Annotated in this window: 13 protein-coding genes; 11 read left to right on the top strand and 2 right to left on the bottom strand. The window is 67.5% G+C overall.

The annotated features are described in order from the left end of the window. Positions 1 to 513: 513 nt before the first annotated feature. The 7 genes from G372_RS0100450 (at position 514) to G372_RS0100420 (ending at position 7,471) form a co-directional block, all read left to right on the top strand. Positions 514 to 1,707, top strand: coding sequence for an efflux RND transporter periplasmic adaptor subunit (locus tag G372_RS0100450; protein WP_026340444.1), 1,194 nt, complete (start codon positions 514 to 516; stop codon positions 1,705 to 1,707). A gap of 9 nt (positions 1,708 to 1,716) precedes the next feature. Continuing rightward, positions 1,717 to 4,242, top strand: coding sequence for an ATP-dependent helicase HrpB (hrpB, locus tag G372_RS0100445; protein WP_019624735.1), 2,526 nt, complete (start codon positions 1,717 to 1,719; stop codon positions 4,240 to 4,242). A gap of 602 nt (positions 4,243 to 4,844) precedes the next feature. Continuing rightward, a complete protein-coding gene (locus G372_RS0100440) occupies positions 4,845 to 5,066 on the top strand; it encodes a hypothetical protein (protein ID WP_018864810.1) in 222 nt (73 codons plus the stop codon). 137 nt (positions 5,067 to 5,203) lie between these two features. Further along, positions 5,204 to 6,424, top strand: a complete 1,221-nt coding sequence (locus tag G372_RS0100435; protein ID WP_026340443.1) for an AI-2E family transporter — start codon at positions 5,204 to 5,206, stop codon at positions 6,422 to 6,424. 15 nt (positions 6,425 to 6,439) lie between these two features. After that, positions 6,440 to 6,748 carry a DUF883 family protein gene (locus G372_RS0100430; protein WP_020008802.1) on the top strand — a complete coding sequence of 103 codons (309 nt, stop codon included), beginning with the start codon at positions 6,440 to 6,442 and terminating at the stop codon, positions 6,746 to 6,748. Between the two features lie 3 nt (positions 6,749 to 6,751). After that, positions 6,752 to 7,165, top strand: a complete 414-nt coding sequence (locus tag G372_RS0100425) for a hypothetical protein (protein WP_019624732.1) — start codon at positions 6,752 to 6,754, stop codon at positions 7,163 to 7,165. A 3-nt stretch (positions 7,166 to 7,168) separates the two neighbouring features. After that, complete coding sequence (locus G372_RS0100420; RefSeq protein ID WP_018864814.1) at positions 7,169 to 7,471, top strand: hypothetical protein; 303 nt, start codon at positions 7,169 to 7,171, stop codon at positions 7,469 to 7,471. Between the two features lie 88 nt (positions 7,472 to 7,559). Here G372_RS0100420 and smpB read toward each other — a convergent pair whose 3' ends face one another. Beyond that, entirely contained in the window at positions 7,560 to 8,039 is a 480-nt protein-coding gene (smpB, locus tag G372_RS0100415) for an SsrA-binding protein SmpB (protein WP_019624731.1), read from the bottom strand. A gap of 215 nt (positions 8,040 to 8,254) precedes the next feature. On the opposite strand from smpB, the gene G372_RS0100410 reads away from it, so the two are divergent. From G372_RS0100410 to G372_RS0100400, 3 genes are read left to right on the top strand one after another with little or no spacing between them, the layout of a single operon-like run. Beyond that, positions 8,255 to 9,613, top strand: coding sequence for a sodium-dependent transporter (locus tag G372_RS0100410; RefSeq protein ID WP_019624730.1), 1,359 nt, complete (start codon positions 8,255 to 8,257; stop codon positions 9,611 to 9,613). After that, positions 9,613 to 10,053, top strand: coding sequence for a type II toxin-antitoxin system RatA family toxin (locus G372_RS0100405; protein ID WP_018864817.1), 441 nt, complete (start codon positions 9,613 to 9,615; stop codon positions 10,051 to 10,053). The genes G372_RS0100410 and G372_RS0100405 overlap by 1 nt, the downstream gene beginning before the upstream one ends. After that, positions 10,043 to 10,477, top strand: coding sequence for an RnfH family protein (locus G372_RS0100400; RefSeq protein WP_019624729.1), 435 nt, complete (start codon positions 10,043 to 10,045; stop codon positions 10,475 to 10,477). Before G372_RS0100405 ends, G372_RS0100400 begins: the two co-directional genes overlap by 11 nt. 15 nt (positions 10,478 to 10,492) lie before the next feature. Here the strand turns inward: G372_RS0100400 and G372_RS0100395 are convergent, their stop codons facing one another. Next, a complete protein-coding gene (locus G372_RS0100395) occupies positions 10,493 to 10,855 on the bottom strand; it encodes an outer membrane protein assembly factor BamE (protein WP_018864819.1) in 363 nt (120 codons plus the stop codon). A 100-nt stretch (positions 10,856 to 10,955) separates the two neighbouring features. Here G372_RS0100395 and fur point away from each other — a divergent pair, with 100 nt between their 5' ends. Further along, positions 10,956 to 11,381, top strand: a complete 426-nt coding sequence (gene fur, locus G372_RS0100390) for a ferric iron uptake transcriptional regulator (protein WP_018864820.1) — start codon at positions 10,956 to 10,958, stop codon at positions 11,379 to 11,381. Positions 11,382 to 11,739 lie beyond the last annotated feature (358 nt).

Genomic DNA, 11,739 nt, shown 5'->3' with positions numbered 1-11,739 from the left:
GGGTAGATGCAGATGAGCGTAGCGAATCGCATCAGGGTTGCCCCGACGTCGGAACGGTGCGTTTCGCTGCGCTCAACTGCACCCTACAGAGGCCAGATTGGCTGCAGGCGTGGGGATACCTTCTGTTTTGACCTTCATCCCCCGTATGAAGCCCCTTGCGGAAGGGTCCTCGGGACGGAAGAGAGGCGCTGACTGTCTGAGCGAAGCGAGTTTCAGCGCCGCCGGCCCGAGGGCCCTGGAGCAAGGTTCCCGGGCGGAATCCGGGTGCCCTTCTTTGGGTACTTTCTTGGGCAAGCAAGAAAGTACCTCGGGGTGCGCTGCCGAGACAGCGCAGGCAGGCGGCCAGACGAAGGCACCATAAACACCGGATGCCGAACCATGCTTAGCCTCACAGCGGCTGGTCGCCCACCACAGTTCAGGTGATAACCGAGGGTGGCAGCTTGTATATCGGCGCCCCGGTGTGCCGGGCGATGAGGGGGAGCGCCGGATGGCGGGATTTGCGAGACTGAGCCTATGGCGATGAGAAAGCGAATCACGGTTGGGTTGATCGTGCTGGCGGGGGTGGCCGCGCTGGTATGGGCGCTGCGCCCGCAGCCGGTGCCGGTCTCGCTGACCACGGTCGAGGCCGCCCCGTTCGAGGAGACCGTGCGCGAGGAAGGCCGCACGCGGCTGCGCGACACCTTTACCGTGTCGGCACCGATCGCCGGCTTCCTGCATCGCGTCCGGCTGGAAGAGGGCGATGCGGTCGAGCTCGGCGACGCGCTGTTCCGCATGGAACCGTTGCCAACCCCGGCGCTGGATGCACGCTCCCGCGAGCAGGCGCGCGAGAACCTGGCCGCCGCGCGGTCGCGGCTGCAGAGTGCCGAGGCGAATCTGGAAAATCTGCAGTCGGAGGCCCGTTTCGCGGAATCCGAGTATCGCCGTTACCAGGAGCTGTTCGATCGGGGTGCGGTTTCCGCCACCGAGGTGGAGCGCATGGAGACCGCACGCGACCGGGCACGCTCGGCGGTTCGCGCCGGCGAATCCGCGGTGGAGGTCGCGCGCAGCGAGGTGGAGAGCGCGCGCGTGGTACTGGACATCGCCAGCGGCCAGATGCCGGAGTCCGAGGCCGACACCCTGACCGTGCGTTCGCCAGCCACGGGCGTGGTCCTGGAGCGCTACCGCTGCTGTGAAGGCACCATCGGGGCCGGCGAGCCGGTGCTGGTCGTGGGCGATCTCGACGACCTTGAGGTGCAGGTGGACCTGCTGTCCATGGACGCGGTGCGCGTGGTGCCGGGCATGCGCGTGCGCCTGACCGACTGGGGCCGCGATGCCGAACTGGAGGGCACCGTACGCCGGGTGCAGCCGTTCGGTTTTACCAGGATCTCCGCGCTGGGCGTGGACGAGCAGCGCGTACCGGTGATCCTCGACCTCGACGCGGTGGAGGCGCGCATGGCCGGGCTGGCAGTGGGCTACCGCGTGGAGGCCGAGTTCCTGCTGTGGGAAGGGGATGACGTGCTGCAGGTTCCGACCAGCGCGCTGTTCCGCGACCGCGGCGAGTGGTCGGTGTTCGTGGTCGAGGACGGCCGTGCCGAGCCGCGCCAGGTCGAGGTGGGGCGTCGCTCGGGCTTCGCCACGCAGATCCTCGAGGGCCTGGAGGCGGGCGAGCGTGTGGTCACTCGCCCGGGGGACCGCGTGCAGGCCGGTACGCGCGTGGTCGCGAACTGACCGCTGTAGATGGCGAAAGAGTTGAATGAGGCGCCGCAGGCCCGGGCGCTGGAAGACCTCCTGGACCCCCTGGATGCCGCGCTGCAGACGCGCGGTGCCGCCGTGCTGGTGGCCGAGCCGGGCGCCGGCAAGACCACGCGCGTCCCGCTGCATCTGGCCGATGCCCATCCCGATGACCGCGTGATCGTGCTGCAGCCACGCCGGCTGGCCGCGCGCATGGCGGCGAACTACATGGCCGAGCAGCTGGGCGAATCGGCCGGGCAGACAGTCGGCTACCGCGTGCGCGACGAACAGAAGGTCTCGGACCGCACCCGGGTGGAGCTGTTGACCGATGGTCTGTTCCTGCGACGCATCCAGGACGACCCGCTGCTGGAAGGGGTTGGCACCGTGGTCTTCGACGAATTCCATCTGCGCCGGCCGGAGGCCGAGCTGGCGCTGGCATTTGCGCTGCAGGTGCGTCGGCTGCTGCGCCCGGAGCTGCGCATCGTGGTGATGTCGGCGACCCTCGACGACGAGGCCGTGGCCCGGCTGCTGGCCGGCCCGGAGGCGGATGCCGTGCCGGTGCTGCGAGCGCGTGGGCGGCAGTTCCCGGTCGAGGTCCGTTACGCCCCAACGGCGAAGGATGCCCCGCTGGCTGACGGCGTGGCGCAGGCGGTTCGCGACGCGCTGGCGGCGGAGACGGGCTCGATCCTGGTCTTCCTGCCCGGCGAGCGCGAGATCCGCGAGGTGGCCGCGCGTCTGGGCGACGGGATGGGCAAGGGACTGGGCACGCCCTCCGGCCCCGCGCGCATCGCGCCGCTGTTCGGGCGGCTGTCGGCGCAGGAGCAGGCTCGGGCCGTGCGCCCGGCGCTGGAGGGCGAGCGCAAGGTGGTGCTGGCCACCGACATCGCCGAGACCAGCCTGACCATCGAGGGCGTGCGTGTGGTGATCGACGCGGGGCTCGCCCGCGAGCCGCGCTTCGATGCGGCGACCGGGTTGTCGCGGCTGGTGACGCTACCGGCGTCGAAGGCCGCCGCCGAGCAGCGGGCCGGGCGTGCCGGTCGCACCGAGCCCGGTGTAGCGATCCGCCTGTGGTCGCGGGCCGACGAGGTCGTGCGCCCGGACTACGCGACGCCGGGGATGCAGCAGGTGGACCTGCTGCCGCTGGCCCTGGAACTGGCCGGCTGGGGCGCGGCGGTGGCCGAACTGGACTGGCTCGAGCCGCCGCCCGCGCACGGCCTGGCCGCCGCGCAGGCGGTGCTTGCGGAGCTGGGCGCGGTGGATGCCGACGGGCGGATGACCGGGCACGGGCAGGCCCTGCTGCGCCTGCCGACCCACCCGCGGTTGGCCCATATGCTGTTGCGGGGCCGTGAGCGGGGGCTTGCGCGCCTGGCCTGCGAACTGGCGGTGGCGGTAGAGGAGCCGGGCGTGGCCGGGCCGGAGGCCCCGCTGGAGCTTGGCGCGCGCCTGGAGCGCGCGCGGCGCTCGGGTGGCCGGGTCTGGCAATCCGGGCTGCGCCGTCTGGAACAGGCACTGGCACGACTCGGGGACCGCCCCGCCGTTACGGATGCGGTGCTGGACGAAAGCACGGCGCTGGGCGTGCTGGCGGCGCTGGCCTGGCCGGAGCGCATCGCGCGCCGCCGCGGCGAGGCGGCCGGGCGCTTCGTGATGGGGAACGGTCGCGGCGCGTGGCTGCCGGAGCGCGAGCGTCTGGCGCATGCCGACTACCTGGTCGCGGTGGACTGCACGGATGCCGACCGCGAGGCGCGCATCCGCTGTGCGGTGGCGCTGGAACTGACGGCACTGGAGCAGGAGGCCCCGGAGCTCTTTCACCGAGAGACGCGCTGCGATTGGGTGGAGGACGGGGCACGGCTGGAGAACGCGCGGGTTCGGCGGATCGGCACGCTGGTGGTGGAGCGGCAGATGGTCGCGCTGGACGACCCCGCCGCCACCATCCCGCGTTGGTGCGAGCGGCTGCGCCGCGAGGGTCTTGCACTGCTGCCCTGGGATGACGCCGCGACCCAACTGCGTGCGCGGATCCAGTTGCTGCACGAGACACTGCCGGAGGCTGGCTTTCCGGATCTGCGCGACGACGCGCTGCTGATGACCCTCGAGGACTGGTTGGGGCCGTATCTGGCCGGGGTCACGCGGCGCCGGGATCTGGAGCGGCTGGATCTGGCGGCGATCCTGCGCTCGGGGCTGGACTGGCACCACCAGCAGCAACTGGAACGGGAGGCGCCGGCGCGGATCGAGGTCCCCTCCGGCTCCGCCCACCGCATTGATTACACGCAGGACCCGCCGGTGCTGGCGGTGAAGCTGCAGGAGCTGTTCGGCCTGGGCGAGACGCCCCGGGTGGCGGGTGGCCGCGTGGCACTGGTGCTGCACCTGCTGTCGCCGGCGCGGCGACCGGTGCAGGTCACGCAGGATCTGGCCAGCTTCTGGGAGAACGGCTATCCGGAGGTGCGCCGCGAGCTGAAGGGGCGTTATCCGAAGCACCCCTGGCCGGAGGACCCGTGGAATGCGCCGGCCACGCGGCATACCAAGCGGCGTGGGTAGGCCGGGCGGGCCTGGCAGGGGCTTCGCCTGCAAGCAGGCTCCCACAGGGGCAAGGACAGCACGGGACGCCATGATTAACCGTCTGTGTCGTCATCCCGGAAACCGCGGAGCGGTTATCCGGGATCTCGGGCGTCGGGGTGATGCATGGCCTCGGAGATCCCGGCTCTTCGCTGCGCTGCGGCCGGGATGGCGACGGGGTGACGGGCGACAGGCGACACCCGGGGCGCGGGGGTGGTGGGGACGATGCGGCGGGGAGCATTCTCGGGTAGTGTCGCGTTCAGCATCTCCCCTAGGAAACACTGATCAATGTACACACTCGCGTTGGTACCCCAGGTTTTCCGAGACAAGGCGCGTCGTGCAAGCGGGTAGTGGTTCTACCGCGCAAGCGGTGCAACGCCGGATCGGGGAACCTGGGATACCAACCCCGAAGGGGCTCGGCCGCCCGTTTTGGATAACAACGGGCGCGCACGGCGTTGCGGCTCCCTTGTGCAGAATGACTGCACGGCGGTCACCGCGCCTTGTGCGCACGCAAAAGCGACTCGAGCGCGAGCGTGTACATTGATCAGTGTTTCCCTAAGTCCCGTGCGAGGAAGCGAACCGCGATGCTGAAGTTCCTGACCGTTGTCCTGATCCTGCTGTTTGTCTGGTGGCGGGTATCGCGCTGGCTGGAGGTGCGGCGCCGGCGCGCACGCGGGGAGGATGTCTCCTACGAGGTGCGGGTGAAGGGCTTTCGCCCGATCACCATCCTCAGCATTGTGTTCCTGATCCTCTATGGGGGATACGTGATCTGGTTCGCCCTGACCGAATGGGCCGATTTGCTCTGAATCGGGCAGCGTGCCCGCGTTCGCCGCCCGCAGCCCCCGCGGGAATTCTGTGAACTGATGCCGGAAACGGCGGCGTGAGCCGTGGCAGATCGGGGCTGGCCCGCTAGGGTCGAATGGTGGCCCTACACGAGTTCTCCGTGGAAGAACAACGTTCATCGAGCATCGAATTCAGCGCCTTCGAGCGGACCCTGTTCCGCTATGTTGCTGTGCTGGCCGCCTTCATGGTCCTGACCGGGCTGGTGGCCTTGCTGGTCTGGCTGCTGGCGCAGATCGTTTCGTTTTTCTATGCGCTGCTGCTGCCGCTGTCGGTCGCCGGAGTACTGAGCCTGATCCTCTATCCGGTGGTGCGCTGGCTGCAGCGGGTGGCGGGACTCTCGCGCATGGGCGCGGTGAGTTCGCTGTTCGCTGTGGTGGTGGTTGCGCTGGTGGGCGCCGCGGTGCTGGTCGTGCCCACGGCGAGCCATCAGGTGCAGGAGTTCATCAAGGCCGCCCCGGGTCTGGCGGAGAATGCCTACGAGTCGCTCTCGCGCACCTTCCCGGAGGCGACCGATCGTGTCGCCTCGATGCTGGAAGACCTGGATCTCCAGAGCATCGTGCCGAACCTGGAGGGCATGGGCTCGCAGCTGATGCACTACGTGGCTGTGGTCGTCGGGCTGGCCTTCGTACCCCTGTATCTGTTCTTCGCGCTGCTCTCCGGAGAACGCCTGAAGGAAGGCGGACGCGAGGTTCTGTCGATCTTTCGGCCCCAGACCCAGCACGAGCTGATGTTCCTCGGGCGCCTGTTCGTGGGGTACGTGACGGCATTCTTTCAGGGGCAGGTGGTGATCGCCCTGATCATGGGGGTCTTGCTGGCGGCCGGTTTCTCGCTGATCGGCCTGCAGGCGGCGATCCTGTTCGGGTTGATGCTGGGGTTCCTCAACATCGTGCCGTATCTGGGGACCATCGTCGGCTTGATGCTGGCCTTGCCTGTAGCCTATTTGCAGCCTGATGGTGGGGGGCTGGCGCTGGTAGCAATGGTGCTGGCCGTCTTCACCGTGGTGCAGTTGATCGAAAGCTGGCTGCTGACTCCGAAGATCATGGCGGATCGATCCGGACTGCATCCGGCGATTGTCGTCATCTCGATCTTTTTCTGGGGCACGGCGCTAGGCGGCATTATCGGCATGATTCTGGCCGTGCCGTTGTCGGCCTTTGTGGCCAGCCTGTGGAAACACTTCCGGGCCAAATGGAGCTCGGCTTTGGTGGACACCTCGGAAGTGATGGAGGAAGACCCGGACATCCTGTCGGGACTGAGCGATTTCGACGACGACGCTGCAACCAATCCCGCGGGTGAGCAGTCGGATGATTATCCACACCGATGAAGGGAGTACCTGCTGATGGCGACGAAAGACACGAAGACAAGAGGTGAAGCAGAGAACGCCGCTTCCACCACCGAACGCGTGGCGGCTCAGGCCCACGAGGCGGTTGATCGGGCGGCGGAACACGCGGCCCCCGCGGAGGAGCATATCCGCGAGAGGCTGTCGCATGCCGACGAGGAGGTCCGCGAGCGGGCGGAGAAGGCGCGCCAGAGTTCCGAGGATGTCTTGCGCGTGGTTGGTAACTATGTTCGGGACAATCCGCTGACCGCGATCGGCCTGGCCTTTGTGGCGGGGCCCTTGTTCTCGGCGCTGACCCGCCGCAAGTAACCGATGGCGACGCAGGACGAGGGCCCGGCGCGCGAGCGACCGGATTCCGATACCGCCGACCCCGGGGCCGTGATGCAGGACCTCGGCCGCATCCTGGGAGATTCGCGCGAGCTGCTGGGGACCGAGACCCGGCAGTTGGTGCGCAATGCGGTGGGGGTGATCGTGTTTGCCGTGGTGCTGGGGCTGCTGCTGGTCACCGTGTGGCTGGCCCTGGTCGCGGCCGTGGTGATGCTGCTGCAGGCCTATGCGGGGGTGTCGCCCGCGCTGTCGCTGGTGATCGTGGCGGTGCTGACCGGCGCGCTCGCCTGGCTGGTTGCACGCGGGATCGGCCGGCTGCTGCACGGCATGACGTACCCGGAGACCCGTGCCCTGGTGCGGGGCCTGGTCGCACGGCCCGAGACGCGGGATACGGAATAGGCCATGGCACGCACCTGGCTGGGCCTGCGTCGCCACGCCCGCGCTCTGCGGCGGCGGCTGCACGGGGAGGTCGACGTGCTGCGCGACGATGTGCGCGCCACCGGTTGGTGGCGCGCGCTGCAGCGCCTGGGCTCCCCGGAGACGATCCCCAGGGCGTTCCTGCTGGGGTTCGCGGTGGACCAGCTGCGAGGAATGCGCTTGCTGCGGCCCGCCAAGGCATTGACGGCAGGCGTGCTGGGGGCGACGAAACTGGGGTGGCTGACTCGGCGCTGGTGGTGGCGGGAACGGGGGCACCCGCCTGACTAGGACCGGGTTTCTCTAGGGGCCTGTCGGACTCGGGACTGACGGCTGCTCTCCCCCACGCTCGCCATGATCGCCCAAATCCGACAGGCTCCTAGCCTTGTTTCAGGATGCGCGCCCGCTCGCGCTGCCAGTCCTTGTCCTTTTTGGCCGCCCGCTTGTCGTAATCCTTCTTGCCCTTGGCCAGGCCGATCTCCAGCTTGGCGCGGCCGCGTTTCCAGTACAGGGCCATGGGCACCAGGGTATAGCCCTTTCGTTCCACCGCGCCGATCAGGCGGTTGATCTCCGAGCGGTGCAGTAGCAGCTTGCGCGTGCGGCTCGGATCCGGGTTGATATGGGTGGAGGCGGTGGGCAGCGGGGTGATGTGGGCACCAAACAGGTATGCCTCGCCATTGCGCAGCAGCACGTAGGCCTCGCTCAGCTGGGCACGGCCGGCGCGCATCGACTTGACCTCCCAGCCCTGCAACTCCAGCCCCGCCTCCAGGCGGTCCTCGATAAAGAAATCGTGGCGCGCCTTGCGGTTCAGCGCGATGGTGTTGGAACCGGCGTCCTTTTTCTTCTTTGGCTTTCCCATGGCTCGCGCAGTGTACTGCACGCACAGGGCGAAAGCCGAGGGAAACACGCATAACGTACACAGGCCCGCGGGTCAGCGCTGGCCGGGCACAGTTGAGCCTGCGGGAAGCCTGCCCCACAATTCCGGGCGACTCGAAACCCCGCTTGTGCCGACAACCACACCAGGACGTGGTTGCGCCAATCGCTGGAACGGGTACAACCAACAAGGAGCCGCTGATGCCTGCCACGACTTCCATCCACGGTCAGTGGACGACCCGCCTGGCCTTTATCCTCGCGGCCACCGGGTCGGCTGTCGGACTCGGCAATATCTGGCGCTTTCCCTATATCGCGGGCGATAACGGTGGCGGGGCCTTTGTGCTGGTCTACCTCGGTTGCATCCTGCTGATCGGCCTGCCGGTGATGATGGCGGAAATCCTGCTGGGGCGGCGCGGGCGCCAGAGTCCGATCAACACGATGGTGACGCTGGCGCGCGAGGAGGGGCTGAGCCGTGGCTGGGGCATGATCGGGTGGATCGGTGTACTCGCCGGGTTCCTGATCCTGTCGTTCTATAGCGTGGTGGCCGGCTGGTCACTGTCCTACGTGTTCAAGTCCGGCACCGGCGGTTTCATGGGCCTGGATGCGGACGGCTCGGAGGCCATGTTCGATGGCCTGCTCTCCAATCCCGAGGCTCTGCTGGCCTGGCATACGATCTTCATGGTGATGACCGCGATGGTGGTCGCGCGCGGGGTGCAGTCCGGCCTGGAGAAGGCCGTGACCATCCTTATGCCGCTATTGTTCGTGATGCTGGTGGTGATGGTCGGCTACGCGATGATCGAAGGGCACTTTATCGCAGGGCTGGAGTTCCTGCTGTACCCGGATTTCTCGGCGCTGACGGCCAACGCGGTGCTGCTGGCGATGGGGCAGGCGTTCTTCACGCTGAGCCTCGGCATGGGCGCGATCATGATCTACGGCAGCTACCTGCAGAGCGACGCCTCGATCGCGCGGACCTCGGCGGCCGTGGTGGGGGCCGACACCCTGGTGGCGATCATGGCCGGGCTGGCGATCTTCCCGATCGTGCTTGGGGCGGGCCTTTCGCCCGAGCAGGGCCCGGGGCTGATCTTCGTCACGCTGCCCCTGTCGTTCGCGGAGATGCCGGGCGGGCTCTACTTCGGGACGATGTTCTTTGTGCTGCTGGTGTTCGCGGCCTGGACGTCGTCGATCTCCATCATCGAGCCGGCAGTCGCCTATCTGGTGGAGAATGTCGGCATGACGCGCGTGGCCGCGAGCGCCAGCATCGGCATCGCCGCCTGGCTGCTGGGGATCGGCGCGCTGCTGTCGCTGAACGTCTGGTCCGATTACACCCTGTTCAACATGGGGATCCTGGACCTGCTGGACTATGTGACTGCTAACATCCTGCTCCCGCTGGGCGGGTTTCTGATCGCGGTGTTCGTGGGCTGGCGCATGACCGAGCGCTCGGTCCAGTCCGAGCTGCGCATGAAACTCGGGGGTCTGTACCAGATCTGGTATTTCCTGGTGCGTTTTGTGGCCCCGATCGCCATTCTGTTTGTGTTCCTGCGCGCGGTGGAGCTTATTTGATGTCCTCGACAGTCCGGCGCTCGGCGGAGGTCCCGTACACCCGCGAGCAGATGTTCGACCTCGTCAACGACGTGGATTCCTACTCCGAGTTTCTTCCGGGCTGCCGCAGCTCGCGCGCGCGCATGCGCAGCGACGACGAGGTGGAGGGGACCATCGAGATGGCCAAGGGGGCCCTGCACAAGTCGTTTACCACCCGCAACCGGGTACAGCGCCCCGAGAGCATCGACATTCGCCTGGCTGACGGTCCGTTTCGTCGCCTGCACGGCACCTGGCGTTTCACCGAGCTGGAGAATGGCCAGACGCGCATCTCGCTGGAGCTGGAATTCGAGTTCGCCAGCCGGCTGATGTCGTTCGCGATCGGCCCGATCTTCCACCAGCTGGCCAATTCCTTCGTCGACGCCTTCGTGCGGCGCGCGCGCGAGGTCTACGGTGGCCGATGACCAGGCGGGCGCCGTCAGCCCCGAGGCGGGGGACGGCACGATCCGCATCGAGGTCGCCTATGCGCGCCCCGATCGTCAGGTCATCCTGCCGCTGGTCGTGCCCGAGGGCACGACCGTGGATGCGGCCCTGCGCCAGTCGGAGATCGACGCGCAGTTCCCCGAGATCGACCTGGACAACGCCAAGGTGGGGATCTTTGGCAAGCTCACTCGCCGTGACACGGTCCTGCGCCCCAGGGATCGCATCGAGATCTACCGCCCGCTGATCGCAGACCCGAAAGAGGTGCGTCGTCAGCGGGCCGGCAAGAACCGGAAGAAGCCCGGCAAGGGTGGTGACCAGAAGGGAGACAGTCAGGCGGCAGCGAAGCCGGCGGATCAGAAGCCGGAGGGCGGGGCCGGGAGTGGGAAGGATTCGTCCGACGATTGAGCCGGCCGGACGCGATCAGTCGTCGTCGATCTCGACCGGGTACTCGTCCAGCGCGATCGGCTGCGGCACGTCGGAATCGACGTAGCTGACCACGCCATTCTCGAAGAACACCGTGACGCGGCGCTGCTCCGTGGGGCCGATCCCCGGGCGGCGATAGTAGACGTAGTCCCAGCGGTCCTCGCGCTTGAACGCGCCGTCGATCTGCGGCGTGCCCATCAGGAAGCGGACCTGCTGCTGGGTCATGCCCGGCTGGATCTGGGCCACCTGTGTCGCGTCGATGACGTTGCCCTGCTGTACATCGAGGCGGAACTGATTGAAGCCACTGCAGGCGCTGAGCAGGCTTGCAGCCACGGCAATAGAAATGAGAATCTTGATCATCGAGCCGGCGGGTCCCCAGAAGTCGGATGGGCCGTTGAACGCGCATGGTACACCAAAGCGTCCGGATGCTCTCAAGCAATCCGGTGACGGGAATCGAAGGATGGAAACAAGCGATCTCAAGAAGGCGGGGCTCAAGGTCACGCTGCCGCGGATGAAGATTCTGGAGATCCTGGAAAACTCCGAGACGCGTCATCTGACGGCCGAGGCGATCTACCGCGAACTGCTCGACTCCGGCGAGGAGATCGGGTTGGCCACGGTCTACCGTGTGTTGACCCAGTTCGAGGCCGCGGGACTGGTCTGCCGGCTCCATCTGGAGGGCAATCAGGCCGTGTTCGAGCTGGAGCGCGGCGGGCACCACGATCACATCGTCTGCAACCAGTGCGGCCGTGTCGAAGAGTTCTTCGACGAGACCATCGAGACCCGCCAGCGCGAGATCGCGCGCCAGCACGGCTTCTCCATCAAGGACCACGCCCTGGTCCTGTACGGCGACTGCGACGACAGCGCCTGTCCCCACCGCCCGGTCTGACGCGCCCTCGCGCGGCTTTTCAGTCCAGCCGCCTTGTGGCTGGTCCCGGTTCATCATCCGGTGTTTACGTGCCTTCGGTCCGCATACTGCCGTGCGCTCACTCGCGAGCGCGCCGCGAGGTACTTTCTTGCTTGCCCAAGAAAGTACCCAAAGAAGGGCACCCGGATTCCGCCCGGGGACCTTGCTCCAGGGCCCTCGGGCCGGCGGCGCTGAAACTCGCTACGCCTTCGGCTACGCTCAGACAGTCAGCGCCTCTTTTCCGTCCCGAGGACCCTTCCGCAAGGGGCTTCATACGGGGGGATAAGGTCAAGACAACGGCTGTCCTGACGTTCGTGCCAGTGGATGGAGGCAAGGTGTT

The sequence above is a fragment of the Thioalkalivibrio thiocyanoxidans ARh2 genome (assembly GCF_000385215.1).
Classification (GTDB): Bacteria; Pseudomonadota; Gammaproteobacteria; order Ectothiorhodospirales; family Ectothiorhodospiraceae; genus Thioalkalivibrio; species Thioalkalivibrio thiocyanoxidans.
The sequence above is the reverse complement of the archived record's forward strand: the minus strand, read 5'-3'. Positions and strand labels throughout refer to the sequence as shown.